Here is a 19,159-nt window from a genome sequence, read left to right on the forward strand (position 1 = left end):
GCTGGCACTGCACTCTATTACTTTGCAATTTAATAATCTGAGAAAATTATGACAATTCAAGCACGTTTTAAGGATGAACTTTTTGAAAAGGATACTTCAATCTCACCAGTAGCAATTACTGCAATAAACACTAAAAATAAGCAGGCTCAGCCTGAAAAACCAGATGCTCGTGGCTCATTAACAAGCTTAATTAACGAGTTACTTATTCCGTTTGAAGGTTACGGATTAAACGATCTTAATAACGCTAATTTAATGAACCGTGTAGACAGTAAGTTTATGCTGCCACTATCGTTTTTACCTGAGCTGCTTACTCATATACAAGGCCAGTATCGGGTACTTGATATACAAGGCAAGCGTTTATTCTCTTACTATAATCAGTACTTTGACACACCCGAACTTGATTTATATAAAGCTCACCATAACGGTAAGCTTAATCGCTACAAAGTACGCCAAAGGCGCTACGTTGATACCGCCACCGAATACCTAGAAGTAAAACTAAAAAACAACCAAAGCCGCACCGTAAAAACACGTATAAAGCTCGCGCAAACTAACAACCAGCAAGCTAACAGCACGGCGTTTATTAAAGAGCAAATGAAAAACAGCTTTGCACATTTAAATGTAACCCAGCAAAGCGGCTATAACCGCATAGCCCTAGCTAACGAAGAAAAAGCCGAGCGTTTAACGCTTGATTTTAACCTGTGGTACAACACCCCAAAAGGCGATAACAAAATAACCTTACCGGGCTTTTTTATTGCCGAGCTTAAACAAAGTAAAAAAACAAAACGCTCGCCATTTTATAAACTTATGAGCAAACACCACATATTCCCTGCCTCGTTTAGTAAATACTGCATTGGCTGTGCTTTGCTCTACCCCGAGCGCTTAAAAGTAAACCGCTTTAAACCTGTTTTAGCCCGTTTAAAACACCTTAACTGCACTAACCCGCTTTACCTTTAGAGAATAATTAAATGACAAAATTAGACCTTATTTTTCTTTCCCGCTTTTTAGTAAACATCCTATCGCTGGCTGTACTTTGCTATGGCTGTTACTTTCGCGTAAGTAAAAATGCAGTGGTGGCAGGCTCGTTTATTTTATTTGGCGTAGGCGTTTTTATTATTACCTTTTTGCTACACGGCGTTGATATGTCGATGGAATTTGCATTCGGCCTATTTGCCGTATTTACCATGCTAAGGTACCGCACTGAGTCTATTTCGATTAAAGAAATGACCTACTTATTCCTTGTTACTGCCATTGCTTTACTGACCTCTGTAGGGCAAATGAGCTTAATTGAGCTAAGTATTCTTAATGGCATTATTTGCTTAATTGCCTTTTTGATTGACTCAAGCGTATTTGTAAAACGCTACGAAGTACAAAGCGTTTGCTACGAGCGCATAGAAAACATAACCCCACAAAACCAAGCCATTCTCATCAATGATTTAAAACAGCGCACAGGCCTAAACGTCGTTGCTGTAGATATAGAACACATCGACTTTTTAAGAGACGTAGCGCAACTAAAAGTAAGTTACTTAGCCGAAAAACAAACAAAGGCAGCCTAACATGACCTCTAAACAAACGATTACTTATGCGGCACTTTCAGCGCTTTGCCTTGTTAGTAACGCAAGCTTTGCCAAAATTAACGACAATATAGACCTAAGCGGCTATATCATGCTCGACTACAACAAGTTTGATACCTCATTGTTAGAGGGGCAATACGACAGCAACAGCTCAGAAAGTACCTCAGAAATACGCCGCGCACGCCTAAGTTTTAAATCAGACATAAGCAAAGACTGGAAAAGTAAATTTCAGCTTGGCTTTGCCGATGGCGAAACCGAAATAAAAGACGCCTACCTAGAATACTCTGGCTGGAAATATGCCGATTTAACCATAGGCCAGCAAAAAGAAAGTTTTGGCCTAGAAAAACTAACCAGCTCGCGTAAATTGCTAATGCTCGAACGCAGCATGATAAGCGAAGCGTTTTCACCAGGGCGCAGCTTAGGTATTAGCCTATCGGGAGGCATAGCCTCAGTAAATTGGCAACTAGGTTATTACGAGCCCGATGAAGACGAAGCAACGTCTGCTATTACAGGGCGCTTAGCCTGGGTGCCATGGCAGCAAAACACCAACCTTTTACACCTGGGCGTCGCATTTAGTGAAAGGCAGTACGACGGTAACGAATTTAGAGTAAATGAACCTCTTGAAGTTTATACCGCCGACTCATTAATAGAAGGCGATAAAGTTAATGCCGATAGCCTTTCGCAACAAGGCGTAGAGCTACTATGGCTAAAAGACAGATTTACCATGATGGCCGAGTGGCAACAAGCACAAGTAACCAGTATTGAAAATACAACCAATGATTACGAAGGCGGCTATTTGCAATTTGGTTATCAACTATCGGGCGGATACCGTAAGTATAAAAACGCAAAACTAGGCGCAAGCTCAGAGCCAGGCTGGGAAATTACAGGCCGCTACAGCCTACTTAAGCTCAAGCAAGAAAACCAAGACGCAAAAACCTACGCCCTCGGCGTTAACTACACCGTAAACAAAAACATAAAGTTTATGGCCGACTACATTAAAGCCGACTACTTTGAAGCAGGCGGTACTATCACATCGGGCAATGCAATCTCATTAAGGCTGCAGTATTCGTTTTAATGCGTTTGGTGTTTAGTAGGTTAGCCCAAACCTGTGTTAAACGTTACGTTTAACACAGGGCTTATTTTAATAGAGCTGTTATAAACTCCTAAAGGTAACTTATCAGGTTGGTACTTATTCCACTAATTACAGTAAGGGATTTAAGTTTACCTGTTCACTAATTAATACCGTTCAATAAAAATGAACACCAGCATTTAGTGAACAAAAGATGGACAAGGGCTAATACAGGCAGTTATCGAAAAACTAAACTTGCAAACGAGTTTAGGCACAAAGTATGAAACTTTTAAAAAAGAGTGTACTGAGGGCGAACTCGCTTTGCCTAATGTTAAAAGCAATGCATAGTAAAAACGCTGCCCACGCCGAATCACTCTTAATTGCTTTGTTAGCTGCGTTTCAAAATTGGCAATACTTCAGGTATTTCAGTATCTAGCATTTCCAAAACGCTTTTAAAACCATGTATAGGTGACCACCCTAATTTGTCACATGCAGATGATGAATCATATACGCGATCTAAGCTTTGAGGTAGTTGCCAATCTCTTTGTTTAAATGCTAGCGCGATGTCAGGACATTGACGCTCGATGACAGATGCAGCATCAGTATATAGCGCTTCACAATCAGAAAGTTGAAAAGGTGTAGCGCCTGAGATTATAAAACGATTAAAACCACTTAAGCGTTTTTCCACAGAACATAAATGAGCGTTTGCTACATCACGAGCATCTATGCCACGAGTAAGGCGAAATACTGCCATTAAATCCGCAGGTTCAGGAAAACATCTCGACATTTGCAGCACAGTAACTGGAAGCTGAAACATCTTTGAAATTTCTTCTAGCTTAGCTTCAGCCGCAATTTTACTTTTATGATAAATCGACTTGGGTTGAGGTGTGACGTCTTCATTTATCCAACCTGCAATACCTTTAGGTGTTGAAGCATAGCCGTACAATGCAGTAGTGCTGGTAAAAATAAAGTGCTTAATACCTGCTTTTAATCCAGCCAGAGCGAGTTTCTCGGTCGCGTCTACGTTGATAGACTGAAACTCTGAATCAGGTACTAAACCAACATGTGGAGCGTGAAGAGCCGCTGTATGAATTATGACATCAACATTTTTAAGAGCCCGATCAATCAGATCACTATCAAGAATATCACCAATGTAATCGGCTGTTGAGCAAGGCGTTTTATCAATGCCGACCACGTCATGGGTGCGCATTAATTTAATATAGATTGCACGCCCGACTCTACCGGCAGAGCCTGTTACTAAAATTCTCACTATGACACCTTACTAATGATTGACCTCAAAGCAGCTAACGCCTCGCTTAACCGGCGCAAAATAGCAGGCTAAAATTAGCGACGAAGGAGCGCAAGCCTGCTGTTTTGCGTCCTTGGTTGAAGCGTTTGTTAAGTTACCTTTAAACTTATATTTTGCAGTTCATCACTAATGCTCGTCAGATGTTTATACTTTGTTTTAACCGTTAGTGAAAAGATGAGTATTGGATTCAAAATAGTACTACTAAACCCTTCCTTGAATTGGTCACCATCTCCATGGTTTTCTAAGCACTGCCTTATTGTTTCTATGTCTTTGCCATTTGGGCAGTTGGCACTATGTAACAATAGCGCACCTCTAGACTGGTCTGAGAAATAAAAACCGATATAGTCTACTATCGATTTTTGCAAGCTTTGATAATGGTCCAAATCAAAGTTTGCTAATATAAATTTGAGCTCGCTTACAAGATCATCTTCGTTATTGTAAAATGCTTCAATCGAAGTGGTAAAACCATTCTTATATTTTAATGAGATATCAAACATACCGACGAGATCTTTTTCCTTGAAATCTTGATTCAATTCCAATGATGCTCCTTCCCTATCTACAACAGGAGTTGTAACTTCAAAAAACGAATGTCTCATGTTGTTAAATACCCATGAAATAGCATTAGAATAGGCTTTTAGCTTTCGGTCATTTTCTAATTGAGCTTGATGTTTTAATGCAGTTTCTGTCTTCTTTTCAACTTTTTCAGCATAGTTTGACCAAGCCGCGTTAATAAGCATACCTAGAATAACAATCCCTAGTAATGCTTGGACCGAGATAACTAATTGCATGGGTTCAGAAGTTGGAAGAATATCTCCATAGCCAAGGGTTGTTATTGTAACAATACTAAAATATAGAGCGTTTATTGGCGATAACTCTTGGTTGAAGTTTTGCAACGCTGTAGGTGAGCAATAAAAATAGACAACAGCGAAAAATATTATGCATGCAAAATATGCTAAAACTAATTTTTTAACCGAAATAGAATTTAAACTCATACTATCCTTGGTAACTTAACGCCTCAATCAGAGGCAAAAAATAGTTGGTTAAAATTAGCGACGCAGGAGCAAAACCAACTGTTTTTTGTCCTGCTGAATTGACTTGTTAGTACCCGACGTACTGCTTTAACAACCCCAAACGAAATATAGGGTGAGCTCTTTCACTTAACCCCATTTCCAGAAGACTATCAATGTGAGAGTCAATTTCTTCAGCCGACAATTTGCTCACATAAAGATGCTTATATAGCAAACCGTAATAGTGGGCAAGCCCATCAAAAAGCAAGTGCTCCTCAGTTACGAATAAGGGCGGATAACGAAACTCTGTTAGGAAACGGACTGTATCTTTTATTATTTGAGCCAAGTTGGCGTCAAAAAAGTCTATTTTCGTTTGCATTAGCTCTGATACGGTATCGGAATCGAGACTTCTTGGTTTTCCACTTTCCTCATGTACCGGATTGAGGAGTAAAGTAAACAAGAGGAATAAGATATTTAGATCTTTAGTGCCTTCAACCTCTTGCTGCAACTCCCACATAGGGTGGTTAATTAGCCCGAATTGAACAGCAGTTATATCATCTTTACCAGTGCGGCCAATCAGAAATCCATACGAAAAGTCATTATTGATGGGTTTGAGATACCGCACTTGAGCACCATCACTTCCCGCTTTGGTAAAACCGTTTTTCTCAGCGGTCCTAATTAACTTTGATTTCATAAACAGAGTCTCTGAGGGTACTAACAATTTAATAGTGCGCTCGTCGCGCATATTTCTACCGACTTAGCGCTCATTTATCTACTTTATATAGTTTTAACAAATTACCTAAGGTATTACTATCACTAAGTTTTCTAAAGTTTTTAGGTAAACTTAAATAATCCAATTTGCGCGCAGCGCTCACTTTCATGAATATATGCGCAAAGTGCAGTTTAACCAATCAATTAACGACGATATTTAGCCAATCTCAATGACCTGTTATCGCTCATAAAGGCCTTACTACATTTTTAGCATAAGATAGCTTGGCTTGTGCGGGCACTCTTTTAATACGGGCTACAACATTCAACCGCAATGCATACCGTATTAAATCAAAAAAGATAAGTATGAAATTTTAATTTGGAATCTCTATTTAATGCTTTGATTAGGTAAAGCCTAAAAACCAAATTCTATTCCCTATGAAGAGAAGCCTATGAGAAAAACTCAAATAAGGAACAACAACACCATCGCTACAAGCCTTGCCACATAAGGCTCTTTATTCTAGATGTGTGACAAACTATTCCAAAGTTGAATGAGAAAGAACATATAGCGATCTTTTTTGATCAAAATACAGCGATTATCCGATTAAGTGCAATTTGTCATAAAACTGCAATCAAAATAGGTGATAATTTAAACTCGAACTGTATTTTTTATAATCTAGAAGTTGAAGTAAATGAGCACACCAATGACGCAACTCACATTTGCGTTACAATCGTTTGAAGATCCTCTCTCTGCGGCTATGGGCCACACAATGGAATACGAGCAGTTAACCTTGCAAGCCAGTGCTATGCATGAAATAACGCTGCAATGCGTATTGCCTGACGACGCCCACGATAACGATATTATTTCGCTGAGCGCAACGTATCCCAGTGCCCGTGATGCGCAATACTTTACTGAAAAAGTACTCACTAACGCCGACTTAGAGCGTGGTTATGTGTATTTAACATTAAGTAAAATTACCCAAAGCCACTGCTTAGTAATGCAATTGATGCTGCATGGCTTAAATGCCACTTTAAAAAATAGTTTACAGTTTGATATGCAAGTAAATGCGTTTGAGGCTGGTTATAAAAATCAGCAAGCCCTTAAAAGCCAAACTAAGCCACACGGCGTTAAAAAATACTTTCGGAATATGAGCTCAAGTTTATTTTCGTTTTTTTAATGTGTTGGTATACAAATTTATAAAAACTTAATCAGCAAAACTCACTTTACCCATAGTGACCCCAGCAATACCCTGCGCAGTATTATTTAGGTGCTGTTGCTCACCTGCTAGGCATTCGTTGGCTAAAATGGCAAATAGTACGGCTTCCTTGGCATCGGGGTTTATGCCCAAATCATCGGTATTTTTAAATGCTTTAATAGTCGGGCACAGCGCATTAAGGTGCGCCATTAATAATGGGTTATGAATACCGCCACCACTTGCGTACACCACACACTCTTTAGCACTTTGCGCGCATTCGTTTAACGCATTTGCAATTACCCTTGCGCTAAACATATTTAAAGTTGCCATTACATCTTCATGGCTTAAGTGCTGTGTATTTGTTTGCAGCTGAGCGGCATGCAAATACGCTAAATTAAATACTTCAGGCCCTGTTGTTTTAGGCAGCGCAAGCTCAAAAAAAGTGTTGCTACACAATGCATTTAATAAGAGTGAATTAACCTTGCCAGCTTTAGCTATTTTAGCGCCATCATCAAAGTGAATGCCTTTAAAATTCTGCTGTACGTACGCATCCATAATGGTGTTACCTGGGCCTATGTCGCTACTAAATACGCTATTTGCATCACCGCTTTTAGGTAAAAACGTTAAATTAGCAATACCCCCCATGTTTAATAAAATGCGGTTCTCATTGTGGTTTGCAAAAAATAAGTAATCGCCATATACCGCAAGCGGTGCACCTTCCCCTCCTGCGGCTATGTGTTTTTGCCTAAAGTCGCCAATCGTTGTAATACCGGTAGTAACGGCTATTTGGTCGCTGTCGCCAATTTGTAATGTGCCATTAGTAAAGCTTTTATGATTATGCTGCGACTGTGGGCAGTGGTAAATTGTTTGCCCATGACTGGCTATTACATCAATACTTGCTGGATTTACCTGCCAAGTATGTAAGCACTGATTAACCATATCGCCATGGAGTTTACCCACCCACGGGTGCAATAGGGTAACAAGTTCTAAATCACACTCTCGTTTGGCAAATACCTGCTTTATTTTGCTTTTATACTCGTTGTTATAGTCAACGGTGGTAAAGTTCAGCACTTCAATTTGCGTATTTATACCTGCGCCCGTTACCTTACACAGTGCTACATCGAGCCCATCTAACGAGGTACCACTCATTAAACCTATAATTAAACGGCTTGGTTTTTGGGCACTATTATAAAGGGCGGCTATGTGTGGGTGCATAAAGGTATCTTAAACAGGTATCATATTTTGCTTATATTAGAGTACTTTAAAACAAAGTTATAGCCGTAAACGGTTAATCTTTGTGATTGTGCAATCTCTAATTGCTTGCTAAGTTGACCCGTATGCAACAGACACTTAATTAAAACAATGATCACCCTAAGAGACTTTAAACCAAAAGACGCGCCACACATTATTACTACCTTAAACGATGAACAGGTTACGTGCTTTTTATCCTCTAAAATTCCATTTCCGTATACTCAAGCCGACGCCGACTGGTGGATAAACCAAGGCTCTAAAAGTGGAATAGTTAAGGCCATTGTTGTAGATGAGCAATTTGCGGGGTGTATTGGTATCACCCCCGGAGAATTTGAATATAGCCGCAGTGGCGAAATAGGCTATTGGCTTAATAGCCACTTTTGGGGGCAAGGAGTAATGACTCATGCTATTTCGCATATTTGCGATGACGCATTTAAAAGCTCAAACCTAAACCGTATTTTTGGCGCTGTATTTGCTGGCAATACTGGCTCTATGAAGGCACTCACTAAATGCGGTTTTAAGGCCGAGGCTGTGCTCAAACAGGCCATTTATAAACATGGTGTGTTTTACGATAGCCATATTTTTAGCAAGCTAAAATAAACCGTTTAGAATAAATACTCTGCAAAGCTTGAATTACCAGCCTCGCGCCCAAAGCTCATGTATTAAGGTACAAATTTTTATTTTCGTATAACTTAGCGCGCATTATTGTTTAGGCTCAACCTGGTTTTAAACGCGTAAACATTCGCTAAGTAAATTCACTCTTAAGAGGAGATTTTTATGTCTGCAACTAGTCGTCAACTTACTTTAGCATCACGCCCGCACGGTGCCCCTACCGATGAAAACTTTGAACTTAAAACAGTAGATTTACCAGCGCTTAAAGATGGCGAGGTGCTGCTGCGCACTATTTACCTATCACTTGACCCATACATGCGTGGCCGCATGAGCGATGCAAAGTCGTATGCCGATCCGGTTAATGTGGGCGATGTAATGGTAGGCGCTACCGTATGCCAAGTAGAAGAGTCTAAAAACGATAAATACAGCGAAGGCGAATGGGTACTTGCTTACACCGGTTGGCAAGATTACGCCATTACTAACGGCGAAGGCCTTATGCAATTAGGTAAAGAGCCAGAAAACCCATCGTACGCACTCGGTATTATGGGTATGCCAGGCTTTACAGCCTACATGGGCTTACTTGATATTGGTGCACCTAAAGAAGGCGAAACCGTTGTTGTAGCTGCAGCTACAGGGCCGGTTGGCGCAACGGTTGGCCAAATAGCTAAAATTAAAGGCTGTAAAGTGGTAGGCGTTGCTGGTGGCAGCGAAAAATGTACACATGCCGTTGAAAATCTGGGCTTTGATGCCTGTATTGATCACAAAGCCGATGACTTTGCAGAGCAGCTAGAAAAAGCCTGTGATAACGGCATAGATGTTTATTACGAAAATGTGGGCGGTAAAGTGTTTGATGCCGTATTACCTCTACTTAATACCGCAGCCCGTGTGCCACTGTGTGGTTTAGTATCGCAATATAATTCTACCAGCCTTCCAGATGGGCCTGATCGTATGGGAATGCTAATGGGGCAGTTGCTTACTAAACGTATTAAAATGCAAGGCTTTATAATTTTTGACGACTACGGCCACCGCTACGACGAATTTGCACAAGACATGCAAAAATGGCTACAAGATGGCAAAGTACAATACCGCGAACACATGGTAGAAGGTATTGAAAACACCATTAGCGCATTTAACGATATGCTAAATGGTAAAAACTTTGGTAAAACCGTTGTTAAAATTAACGAGCCACTTTAAATTTTACAAAGCGTTACTGCACATGCAGTAACGCCAACAAGGACTGACATGATTAAACTACACCATTTAAACAAATCGCGCTCAAAACGTATTATTTGGCTTTTAGAAGAGCTTGATGTTGATTACGAAATTGTTGCCTACCAGCGCAACACAGAGACCTTTTTAGCGCCTGACGAACTTAAAAAAGTACACCAATTAGGTAAGTCACCAGTGATTGAAGACGATGGCTTAATTGTTACCGAATCTGGCGCGATTACCGACTATTTAATTACTAAATACGGTAACGGTAAATTTGCACCAAAAGCCGGCACTGCCGAATATGTTGAATATCAACAATGGCTACACTTTGCTGAAAGCTCAGCTATTTTACCGCTGCTACTTAAAATGTTTGTTTTAAAAGATGGCGCTAAAACAGAGTTTTTAGAAAATTACGCCGATGCAGAAACCGTAAAAGTAATTAGCTACTTTAACGACCGACTCCAAGGTAAACGTTATTTAGTAGGCGACACTTTAACCGGTGCCGATATTATGATGTCGTTTATTGTAGAAATAGTTAAAAACTCAGGCCAGCTTGCCCACTTTAAACACCTTGTAAAATACGATGAGCAATTACAAAGCCACGAGAAGTTTCATACAGCTAATGAGCTAGAAGCTAAATACGACTAATTTTATACGCCTATGACTGTGGAAACACAGTCATAGCAAACATTTTTGCTGCTCTGTTTTATTTACACTAATTTGCTCAAGCGTATTAAAATTCAATTAAAAATAATTTATCTGGATCATTGTGCTGTAGAGTAAAACTCTAAAGTTCTCATTTTTAGTCAACTAATCGATAACCCACGGCCGGTTCAGTTAAAATATATTTTGGACTCGCAGGGTTAGCCTCTAGTTTTTGTCTGAGTTGTGCCACATGGACTCTTACGTATTCAGGACGCTCTACATACTGCGCCCCCCAGATATGGCTTAAGATTGCATTATGGGTGAGTACTTTATTTTTATTTTGAAACAGCAATAAGAGTATTGCGTACTCTTTTTTAGTGAGTTTTACCTCACCTCCAGAAGCAGTAACACTGTGTTTTTGCGGATCTATTTTTATATTCCCGCAGGTAAATGCCACACTCGGTTGGCTTTGGGTGCGTAATAAAACCCGAATTCGGGCTAGCAACTCATTCGCGCTAAACGGTTTAGTAATATAGTCATTTGCCCCATTATCAAGCGCTGTGACTTTTTCAACTTCGCCATCTCGAGCTGAGAGTACTAAAACAGGTAAGGCACTCCATTGTCTAAACTCAATTAACCAGTCTTGACCATCCATGTCTAAAAGGCCCAAGTCTAACAATACAAGATCGTAACTTTGCTCACTTAAACGTGCAAAGCCATCTAACCCTTTATCACAAATACTTAGCTCGTAGCCACTGGCTTGCAACAAAGTTTTTAAAAAGCTTTGAAGGGGGGGAGAATCTTCTAATATCAAGATTTTAGTCATTACTTTTTTCCCAGATTAACTTTGCGTACGCCATATTTGTTTCGTTATTAATTGTTAATGTAAATGTGCCCTGATGAAATTTAGCAACCACATCACAAATAATGCTGCCTAACCCAACGCCTTCATTGCTACTTGTTTGCGCTTTAGTGATCACGTTATTAGTGAGAATTAGCTGATAACATATCTTTTGCTGATTGCTACTTCGAATAAATTCAACGCTCACCTTTTTATCACCATAACGCCATGCATTTTCGAGCATATTAGCCAGCGCAATTTCTAACAAAGTCACATCCCCTTCGCATGTTGTCTGAGCGTCTATATTGGTATTTATGACAAAATCAGTGAGTTGCTGCTGCCTTCTAGCTTTAGCTTCACTAAGTAGTGCTTGTAAGTTTATTGTTTGCCAACTTAGGTTTTCACCCATTTTATTAACTCGGCTTAACTCCATTACTTTATCAAAGTGCTCATTTAGTATTTTACTTTGCTCATAAATATTACTCGCTTGCTCTTTTATCACGATGTCACTGAGTGTAATCTCATCATCTGCAAGCATGCTCGATGCGCCCATAATAGTCGCCAGTGGTGTGCGTAAATCGTGAGACAAACTGCGTAAAAGTGCATTTTTAGCGCGCTCTAATTCCGCTTGCACCGAAATAGCAGCCGACTGTTGGCGTAATAACGTTTTTTCATGTACCTGATAAAGAAGCGAAATAGCGGTGTCAGCAAAGGATTTTTGCCCTTGCGTTAACCGTTTAGTAAAATTAAACCCGCCCCAGCTAGGGTTAACTTCACTAAGCAATATAAACTCACTATTGCCCTGCGATGTTGCAGGTATAAATGTACAAGATGCGTTTAAATGCTTACTGATGCGCTGCACAAAGTACTTTTTTTGTTCATCCAGCGTATCTAGGCTGTTTAATTCTTTGGCCAGTTCGTACAAGGTGCGACTATTACTTGCATGTAATTGCACATCCCTAACTTTAGTACTGAGCTCCCCTGCCAATTGGCTGATCACAAAACCAACAATGAGCATAACCATAAAGGTTACTAAATATTCTATGTTTTCAATATGAAAAGTAAAATTTGGAGCAACAAAAAACCAATCTGTACACGCTACACTCACTAAGGTGGTCAGTATGGCAAGACGACGATTACTGCGCACAGCAACCCAAGTCACCCATAATAACTGAAGCATCACGATATCGGTGGTAGTAAACCAATTACGCACAGGGTAAATGGCAATAACAACAATTAATGGCATTATTACTGCCAAAAACAATGCGTTATACCAACGTGGTTTAGCCTCTGCCTGATTCATTAATTATTCCTCTAACATTTGAGCACCTAGATTACTGCCTTTTCGATATTGCCTCTATAAAGTTTTTATAAAGTTTTTTATCTGATTCGTTAAATCTTTATAAAGCTTTTAACGCCTACCTTCATTGTTACTTTAATAACTCATATTCTAACTTCAGCAGAAGGAGTAATAGGTGTGTTGGGTTGGATAAAAACAGTGATGCTTACAGCCTATGTATTAACTGTTTATTGACCAAATGAACTTTACCACTTCTCTCTTTTAACTTTAATTTAGGTATCAACATGGCACATTTTACAGTGATCGGATTAGGTCGATTTGGCATTGCAGCAAGCCTTGAGTTAATTCATTTAGGGCATACAGTCACTGGAGTTGATAGTAACCCTAAACTCGCTGAAAAATATGTTGAGCATTTATCTGAAACCGTTGTTTGCGACTCCACTGATGAAGCCGCACTTAAAGAGCTTGATTTAGCGAGTAGTCAGGCAGTTTTAGTGGCAATTGGGGAAGACATGCAATCGAGCATTCTGTGCACCCTTGCATTAAAAAACCTAGCTGTTAAGCAAATATGGGTAAAAGCGAGCACTAAAGCACATCACACAATTATTTCTAAGCTGGGTGTAACACGCATCATTCATCCTGAAGAAGAAATGGGCGTACGCGTTGCACAAGCGCTTAATTACCCTGTAGTAAACGACTATATTTCCTTAGGCAATGGCTTATACGTTGTTGAAGTAAGTATAAAAGCGCACTTACATAAAACAAAACTAGGGCATTTACTTAAAGAAATAAAAGGCACTGTAAACCCATTATTGGTCAAGCGCGCAAAGCAAACGTTTGTCGAACTTGATGACGACTTTGAGTTACTTACTTACGACATTTTACTGTTATCAGGTAGCCGAGTCGAACTAAACTATCTTGCACCAAGGCTTTTATAATTATGGTTTTATGGCACCCTCTCAAAACACCTATAGATCGAAAAGCCAATGGGCATAAAAAACTCAATGCGGCTCCACCGCTTGTTCTCTGCTGTAGTTTTTTAATATTAATAACGCTAGGGGCCTTGGCGTTAAAACTACCTTTTGCAACCTATGAGCCTATTTCATGGATACAAAGTGCGTTTACAGCTACCTCCGCGGTGACTGTAACCGGATTAGTTGTAGTTGATACAGGTTCAGTATTTACTCCTTTTGGACAAGGCGTTATTGCGCTATTAATTCAACTAGGTGGTCTGGGTTTAATGACCTTTGCGGTTGTAACTTTAATGGCGCTGGGTAATAAAGTTGGCTTTATTCAAAAAACAGTGACCAAAGCAGCCTTTAATCAAACAGATACATCGACTTTGGTAAATACCGCTAAGTCTGTTTTGCTGTTTGCGCTAATCGTTGAATCTTTAGGCATTATTATTTTAACGCTGTATTGGCTACCTGAAATGGGTTTACAAAAAAGCTTTTTCCATGCACTTTTTTATACTATTAGCGCTTTTAACAACGCAGGGTTTGCATTGAGCCCCAATAGCTTAATGCAATATGTAGAAGACCCCATTGTAAATTTAACAATTACCTATTTGTTTATTATTGGCGGCCTAGGCTTTACCGTATTAACCGATTTATATAAATCAAAGCGTTGGGCTAAGCTCAGTCCTTACAGTAAATTAATGCTGATCAGCACTGTTATTATTAACGTTATTGCATTGTTGCTTATTTACGTAATTGAATACGATAATCCAAAAACACTGCAGCCGTTATCTGAAATAGGTAAATGGCTAGCAGCTTGGTTTCAAGCCGTTACCCCTCGTACTGCGGGGTTTAATACCATTGCTATTGAAGAGTTAAAAAATGCAAGTACCGCTTTAACTATAATGCTTATGTTTATCGGTGGCGGCTCTTTGAGTACTGCAAGTGGCATAAAGGTCGTTACGTTTATCGTTTTAATATTAGCAACCTATAGCTACTTAAGGCGTGACAAGGGCGTCAACGTGTTACGCCGAGAAATAGACAAAGATTCAGTGTATAAAGCATTGGCCTTAACCGTTATTTCAGCGGGAGTCACTTGGTTGGCTATTTTTACATTACTGGTCGTTGAAGATGCACCTTTTTTAGATATTGCTTTTGAAGCGGTATCGGCACTGGGTACGGTAGGACTTTCACGCGGTTTAACGTCATCGTTATCACCGCTGGGGGAGTTTATCATTATGTTTTTAATGTTTATGGGCAGAATAGGCCCGCTCACTCTCGCCTACTTTTTAGCAAGTCCACGAAGTAAAAAACTAAGATACCCAAGCGCACAACTCTCTATTGGTTAAAAACACAAACGCGGGTTTATTAGTTAGTCCGTATTTTTAAATACCGGCTATTTCGCGCTCTGTAATACACTCGTTTGAGGCCATTTCAAACTCACGGCACGTAAGTGGGCGGTTTTCATAAATGGTACACATTAGCGTATTGCGGTCGAGTGCTTGGCACCAGCCGTCGTCTGCACGTTTCATTACTTCGCTGCCCCATTTGTCGTAATCAATGTACTGAAAAGGCACGCCCGTGTCGGTCACTATGCGCACTTCTAATTGGCAGCAACATGCCTGGCAATTAGCGCAGGTTACGGGCTCAGGTGTAGAGGAAATAGTTTTACTTGGAATAACAGTATTAGGCATAGTGACTTACTTTTTTGAATAAGCCACTAGGATACAGTAACTAATTTAACGCGCTAGTAGTTTTGCTTTTATATTGCTGTAACGCATCTGCTCACAAAGCGCAAAACCACTCAGTTGGCGCACTTTATTACGTGCAAATAATGGCACGCTCATGCCCGCTAAAAAGCGGCACTGAGTTTCAATACCTACACTGTGAATACCTTTTGTTGCCATGTGCGCTAAAAACTCATCCACTTTTTGATAAACAACGTCATCGGCAATGTGAGCAGGCTCTATTGAATACTCAAGCTTTACAGCATTACCACGGCATACACTACAATGCCCGCATTGCGCTGGCGCATTTTGATCGTCAAAATAGCGCGCCAAGTTATAGCTTAAGCAACTTTGTAGCTCAAAAAAGCGTACCAATGCAGCTATACGTTTAATCTCAGCTTGTTCTTTTTCGATAAAATAACTGTGTAATTGTTTTGCAAGTTCAGGGTTATTTATAACCTCACTATGCACTTTGTAAACTTGGGTAATACGTTTGGTTTCAAGGGTTATTAGGTTTTTTTCGGCTAGGTAGTCAAGCGCGGCCACAACCCGTTTCCGATCAACTTGGGCGGCTTGGGTAAGGGTGTCAAAATTAAGCGTGCCCCATATTTTTTTAAAATCGGTGTGGCTAAATATTTGCGTTAAAAAGGCTTGGCGCTGCTCGTCAAACTGGCTCAGTAATTCGTTTTTATCAACCAAAAACTTGTATTTAAAATCGGCGTAGTAAGCATATTGCGGCGTTATTGCGCCTTGCATTTCTAGTTGTACCAGCAAGGTTTTAAGCGCTAATTGGCGAATGTTACTTTCGCTCGATAAGCTGTACTCCTGCATTTCCCATTGCTGCGGCTGGGCTTTAATATCATTAATTACGTATTCAATGCCGCTAAGCTCAGGGGTGTCGCCATACACAAAGTTTTCTACTGTGTTTAGGCCATCTAAATTAGCCAAGGTGTAGCAGTTTGATGGGTTGCCATCGCGCCCTGCGCGGCCAATTTCTTGGCTGTAGTTTTCAATCGATTTTGGTAAATCGTAATGAATAACAAAGCGTATATCTGATTTATCAACGCCCATACCAAAGGCTATAGTTGCCACAACAACGTTAATTTTACCCGCCATAAAATCATCTTGAATTTGCCAGCGTAGTGTATCTTCAAGCCCTGCATGATACGCAACTGCCTGAATACCTTGCGCACTTAGCGTATTAGCCACTTGCTCAGCACTTTGCTGAAGCGTTACATACACAATACCTGGGCCATTTTGCGCACGCACTATGTTTGTAAGCTCAGTGTTTTTATCAGCCGTTTTTACACTTAGCACACTTAAATCGAGGTTAGCGCGGTAAAAGCCGGTTTGTACAATACACTCTGGGGCAATATTAAAACGCTCGCTCATGTCGCGTTTTACTTTTTTAGTGGCTGTGGCGGTAAGTAATAGTACCAGTGGAATATTTAGCTCTTCGCGGTATCGCGGTAATTTAAGGTAGTCGGGTCTAAAGTTATGGCCCCATTCAGATATACAGTGCGCTTCGTCTACCACCAGCATAGACAGCGCAACTTGGCTTATAAACTCTCTAAAACGCTCGTTTTTAAAACGCTCAACCGACACCATTAATACTTTAATTTTACCATTTCGCACATCGTTCATTACGGTGCTGCTTTGCATTTGGTCTTGGCTCGAATCAAGGCTTGCCGCGTAAATACCTTTGCTATTTAAAAAGCTAATTTGATCTTTCATCAATGCAAGTAAAGGCGACACCACCAAGGTTAAGTTTGGTAAATGCATAGCCGTTAGCTGATAACACAACGACTTACCCGAGCCCGTAGGAAATATAGCCAATGACGACTGACCATTTAAAAGCTGCTCAATGGTTTGCTGTTGCCCTGCTCTAAATTGGCTAAAACCAAAATGCTGCTCAAGTGATTTAATTAATGGCGTGGTCATAAATATCCTTTTTGGCTAGGGAATAGGCTTTAACAGCAAAAGTGCAACGTAAATGAAATATTTGCATATACCCCAAAGCATCTCAATATAAGAGTGTCTGTTGGCATTAAAAGCAATTTAGATAAAGCATAGATTGCAAGTATTAGCGGCTCTATTGCAATAATCAACAAAGCACTAAAACCTAATTTAAATCAAGAGATTAAAATATTTAAAAGCATTTAGTTTCAGCGTTATACCCTATTAAAAGCAAGCTGCCTTTTATGTAAAGTAACGCCTTTATATTAGGCCCCTGTAAAGCGCTAAATTTTTCATATTGAGGCAATTTAGACCTTAGTATACAACAAATAAGCTTATCAATTGCTGACATATGTTTTATTTAGGCGCAAAATACGCAGCAGATGCTCAATGGTGCTAACAGCCAAGCTAATTTTGTATACCCAAGTGATTTTTTATAAGCGTTATAAGCAGATTATTTGGGTATATTATTTTTTAAGGGCATTGCTATGAATATAACTAAACCTAAAATCGTCGTTATTGGCGGTGGCGCAGGCGGACTAGAGCTAGCAACACAATTAGGGCATAGATTAGGGAAGAAAAAACAAGCCGAAATTCTTTTAATCGATAAAAACCGCACCCACATATGGAAGCCGTTACTACACGAAGTAGCGACAGGCTCTATTGACCCCGATTTAGATGGCGTTGTGTATTCAGCTCACGCTGCAAAACATCATTATAATTTTCAGCTTGGTACATTTTGCGATATAGACCAAAGCAATAAAACCATTACCCTTGCACCGCACCTTGATGAGCTAGGCCACACTATTTTGCCACAGCGCAGCGTACGCTACGACCACCTTGTTATTGCCATTGGCAGCGTAAGCAACGACTTTAATACCCCAGGCATAAAAGATCATTGCTACTTTTTAGACTCAAATCAGCAAGCTGAGCGTTTTCAGCATTCTCTACTCGACAGCTTTACTCGCCTTCACCAAGACGACAACCAACAACAATCATTAAATATTGCCATTGTGGGCGGCGGCGCAACCGGTGTTGAGCTCTCAGCAGAGCTTTACCATGTATCTGAATTATTAAAGCTTTACGGCCTTACAAATATGTCGTCTAAGCGTTTACATATTCATTTAATAGAAGCGGGGCCACGTATTTTGCCCGCCCTACCCGAGCGCATAGCCGATAGCGCAAAACGCGAGTTATTAAAACTCGGCGTAAACGTACGAGAGCAAACACTGGTAAAAGAAGCCACCGAGCAAGGGTTTATAACAAAAGACGAAGAACACATAGACGCCGATATAATGGTATGGGCAGCAGGTGTAAAAGCGCCAGACTTTATTAAAGATTTAGGTATTTTTGAGCTTACCCGCAGCAACCAAATTCAAGTAAACGAGTTTTTACAAAGCACCGTAGATGAAAGCATTTTTGTTATTGGTGATTGCTGCGCCTTTACCCAAGAAGACGGAAAGCTTGTACCCCCACGCGCACAATCGGCGCATCAAATGGCGCTATGTGTAGAAAAAAACCTCATTGCCACGTTAAAACAACAGCCATTGTGCGGCTTTAAATATAGCGACCATGGCTCACTCGTTAATTTATCGCGCTACAGTACGGTAGGTAATTTAATGGGTAACCTAACCAGCAATACCTTTTTTATAGAAGGTAAAATTGCTCGCTTTATGTATATATCACTGTATCGCATGCACCAGCGCGCCATACACGGCAGCGCAAAAACCTTTGCATTATGGATAAGCGAAAAAGTACTACGCGTAGTACGCCCTAAAATGAAACTGCACTAGAACATA

The 19,159-nt window shown here is 40.2% G+C and carries 18 protein-coding genes; 10 read left to right on the forward strand and 8 right to left on the reverse strand.

Annotated elements, in window-relative coordinates:
• Positions 1–48 precede the first annotated feature (48 nt).
• Genes EJ103_RS19370 through EJ103_RS19380 form a run of 3 tightly spaced genes read left to right on the forward strand, consistent with a single transcriptional unit; the run spans position 49 to position 2,646 of the window.
• On the forward strand, positions 49–954 hold the full coding sequence (locus EJ103_RS19370) for a polyphosphate polymerase domain-containing protein (protein ID WP_241232323.1): 906 nt from the start codon (positions 49–51) through the stop codon (positions 952–954).
• An 11-nt stretch (positions 955–965) separates the two neighbouring features.
• Complete coding sequence (locus tag EJ103_RS19375; protein ID WP_029772252.1) at positions 966–1,553, forward strand: DUF4956 domain-containing protein; 588 nt, start codon at positions 966–968, stop codon at positions 1,551–1,553.
• A 1-nt stretch (position 1,554) separates the two neighbouring features.
• Entirely contained in the window at positions 1,555–2,646 is a 1,092-nt protein-coding gene (locus EJ103_RS19380) for a porin (RefSeq protein WP_126009499.1), read from the forward strand.
• Between the two features lie 382 nt (positions 2,647–3,028).
• Here EJ103_RS19380 and EJ103_RS19385 read toward each other — a convergent pair whose 3' ends face one another.
• From EJ103_RS19385 to EJ103_RS19395, 3 genes are all read right to left on the reverse strand, one after another.
• On the reverse strand, positions 3,029–3,910 hold the full coding sequence (locus tag EJ103_RS19385) for an NAD(P)-dependent oxidoreductase (protein ID WP_126009501.1): 882 nt from the start codon (positions 3,908–3,910) through the stop codon (positions 3,029–3,031).
• Between the two features lie 128 nt (positions 3,911–4,038).
• Positions 4,039–4,941, reverse strand: coding sequence for a potassium channel family protein (locus tag EJ103_RS19390; protein ID WP_126009503.1), 903 nt, complete (start codon positions 4,939–4,941; stop codon positions 4,039–4,041).
• Positions 4,942–5,047: 106 nt separating this feature from the next.
• Entirely contained in the window at positions 5,048–5,650 is a 603-nt protein-coding gene (locus EJ103_RS19395; RefSeq protein WP_054200766.1) for a hypothetical protein, read from the reverse strand.
• 706 nt (positions 5,651–6,356) lie between these two features.
• Here EJ103_RS19395 and EJ103_RS19400 point away from each other — a divergent pair.
• Positions 6,357–6,842 (forward strand): hypothetical protein, encoded by a 486-nt coding sequence (locus EJ103_RS19400; RefSeq protein ID WP_029772835.1) that lies wholly within the window; start codon positions 6,357–6,359, stop codon positions 6,840–6,842.
• Positions 6,843–6,869: 27 nt separating this feature from the next.
• Here EJ103_RS19400 and EJ103_RS19405 read toward each other — a convergent pair whose 3' ends face one another.
• Positions 6,870–8,075, reverse strand: coding sequence for an anhydro-N-acetylmuramic acid kinase (locus tag EJ103_RS19405; protein WP_126009505.1), 1,206 nt, complete (start codon positions 8,073–8,075; stop codon positions 6,870–6,872).
• 147 nt (positions 8,076–8,222) lie between these two features.
• On the opposite strand from EJ103_RS19405, the gene EJ103_RS19410 reads away from it, so the two are divergent.
• From EJ103_RS19410 to EJ103_RS19420, 3 genes are all read left to right on the forward strand, one after another.
• Positions 8,223–8,711 (forward strand): GNAT family protein, encoded by a 489-nt coding sequence (locus tag EJ103_RS19410; protein ID WP_126009507.1) that lies wholly within the window; start codon positions 8,223–8,225, stop codon positions 8,709–8,711.
• 177 nt (positions 8,712–8,888) lie between these two features.
• Positions 8,889–9,917, forward strand: coding sequence for an NADP-dependent oxidoreductase (locus tag EJ103_RS19415; protein ID WP_126009509.1), 1,029 nt, complete (start codon positions 8,889–8,891; stop codon positions 9,915–9,917).
• A 48-nt stretch (positions 9,918–9,965) separates the two neighbouring features.
• Positions 9,966–10,583, forward strand: coding sequence for a glutathione S-transferase (locus EJ103_RS19420; protein WP_004586963.1), 618 nt, complete (start codon positions 9,966–9,968; stop codon positions 10,581–10,583).
• 154 nt (positions 10,584–10,737) lie between these two features.
• Here EJ103_RS19420 and EJ103_RS19425 read toward each other — a convergent pair whose 3' ends face one another.
• Positions 10,738–11,406 (reverse strand): response regulator transcription factor, encoded by a 669-nt coding sequence (locus EJ103_RS19425; RefSeq protein ID WP_008130878.1) that lies wholly within the window; start codon positions 11,404–11,406, stop codon positions 10,738–10,740.
• Positions 11,399–12,724 (reverse strand): DUF4118 domain-containing protein, encoded by a 1,326-nt coding sequence (locus tag EJ103_RS19430; protein WP_126009511.1) that lies wholly within the window; start codon positions 12,722–12,724, stop codon positions 11,399–11,401. The genes EJ103_RS19425 and EJ103_RS19430 overlap by 8 nt, the downstream gene beginning before the upstream one ends.
• Positions 12,725–13,005: 281 nt before the next feature.
• Here EJ103_RS19430 and EJ103_RS19435 point away from each other — a divergent pair, with 281 nt between their 5' ends.
• Positions 13,006–13,659 carry a TrkA family potassium uptake protein gene (locus EJ103_RS19435; RefSeq protein ID WP_126009513.1) on the forward strand — a complete coding sequence of 218 codons (654 nt, stop codon included), beginning with the start codon at positions 13,006–13,008 and terminating at the stop codon, positions 13,657–13,659.
• A 2-nt stretch (positions 13,660–13,661) separates the two neighbouring features.
• Positions 13,662–15,026, forward strand: a complete 1,365-nt coding sequence (locus tag EJ103_RS19440; RefSeq protein WP_126009515.1) for a TrkH family potassium uptake protein — start codon at positions 13,662–13,664, stop codon at positions 15,024–15,026.
• Positions 15,027–15,062: 36 nt separating this feature from the next.
• Here the strand turns inward: EJ103_RS19440 and EJ103_RS19445 are convergent, their stop codons facing one another.
• Entirely contained in the window at positions 15,063–15,371 is a 309-nt protein-coding gene (locus EJ103_RS19445) for a YkgJ family cysteine cluster protein (protein ID WP_004586962.1), read from the reverse strand.
• Positions 15,372–15,416: 45 nt separating this feature from the next.
• Positions 15,417–17,345 carry a RecQ family ATP-dependent DNA helicase gene (locus EJ103_RS19450; protein ID WP_126009517.1) on the reverse strand — a complete coding sequence of 643 codons (1,929 nt, stop codon included), beginning with the start codon at positions 17,343–17,345 and terminating at the stop codon, positions 15,417–15,419.
• 503 nt (positions 17,346–17,848) lie between these two features.
• Between EJ103_RS19450 and EJ103_RS19455 the strand changes: the two genes are divergently transcribed.
• Positions 17,849–19,153, forward strand: a complete 1,305-nt coding sequence (locus EJ103_RS19455; protein WP_126009519.1) for an NAD(P)/FAD-dependent oxidoreductase — start codon at positions 17,849–17,851, stop codon at positions 19,151–19,153.
• Positions 19,154–19,159: the final 6 nt, after the last annotated feature.

This window comes from Pseudoalteromonas sp. Xi13, from assembly GCF_003952205.1.
Classification (GTDB): Bacteria; Pseudomonadota; Gammaproteobacteria; order Enterobacterales; family Alteromonadaceae; genus Pseudoalteromonas; species Pseudoalteromonas atlantica.

Excerpts from the sequence above, each read along its gene's own strand:
- EJ103_RS19370 (WP_241232323.1), top strand. The coding sequence starts at position 49 with ATGACAATTCAAGCACGTTTTAAGGATGAACTTTTTGAAAAGGATACT.
- EJ103_RS19375 (WP_029772252.1), top strand. The coding sequence starts at position 966 with ATGACAAAATTAGACCTTATTTTTCTTTCCCGCTTTTTAGTAAACATC.
- EJ103_RS19380 (WP_126009499.1), top strand. The coding sequence starts at position 1,555 with ATGACCTCTAAACAAACGATTACTTATGCGGCACTTTCAGCGCTTTGC.
- EJ103_RS19390 (WP_126009503.1), bottom strand. The coding sequence starts at position 4,941 with ATGAGTTTAAATTCTATTTCGGTTAAAAAATTAGTTTTAGCATATTTT.
- EJ103_RS19395 (WP_054200766.1), bottom strand. The coding sequence starts at position 5,650 with ATGAAATCAAAGTTAATTAGGACCGCTGAGAAAAACGGTTTTACCAAA.
- EJ103_RS19400 (WP_029772835.1), top strand. The coding sequence starts at position 6,357 with ATGAGCACACCAATGACGCAACTCACATTTGCGTTACAATCGTTTGAA.
- EJ103_RS19405 (WP_126009505.1), bottom strand. The coding sequence starts at position 8,075 with ATGCACCCACACATAGCCGCCCTTTATAATAGTGCCCAAAAACCAAGC.
- EJ103_RS19410 (WP_126009507.1), top strand. The coding sequence starts at position 8,223 with ATGATCACCCTAAGAGACTTTAAACCAAAAGACGCGCCACACATTATT.
- EJ103_RS19415 (WP_126009509.1), top strand. The coding sequence starts at position 8,889 with ATGTCTGCAACTAGTCGTCAACTTACTTTAGCATCACGCCCGCACGGT.
- EJ103_RS19420 (WP_004586963.1), top strand. The coding sequence starts at position 9,966 with ATGATTAAACTACACCATTTAAACAAATCGCGCTCAAAACGTATTATT.
- EJ103_RS19425 (WP_008130878.1), bottom strand. The coding sequence starts at position 11,406 with ATGACTAAAATCTTGATATTAGAAGATTCTCCCCCCCTTCAAAGCTTT.
- EJ103_RS19430 (WP_126009511.1), bottom strand. The coding sequence starts at position 12,724 with ATGAATCAGGCAGAGGCTAAACCACGTTGGTATAACGCATTGTTTTTG.
- EJ103_RS19435 (WP_126009513.1), top strand. The coding sequence starts at position 13,006 with ATGGCACATTTTACAGTGATCGGATTAGGTCGATTTGGCATTGCAGCA.
- EJ103_RS19440 (WP_126009515.1), top strand. The coding sequence starts at position 13,662 with ATGGTTTTATGGCACCCTCTCAAAACACCTATAGATCGAAAAGCCAAT.
- EJ103_RS19445 (WP_004586962.1), bottom strand. The coding sequence starts at position 15,371 with ATGCCTAATACTGTTATTCCAAGTAAAACTATTTCCTCTACACCTGAG.
- EJ103_RS19450 (WP_126009517.1), bottom strand. The coding sequence starts at position 17,345 with ATGACCACGCCATTAATTAAATCACTTGAGCAGCATTTTGGTTTTAGC.
- EJ103_RS19455 (WP_126009519.1), top strand. The coding sequence starts at position 17,849 with ATGAATATAACTAAACCTAAAATCGTCGTTATTGGCGGTGGCGCAGGC.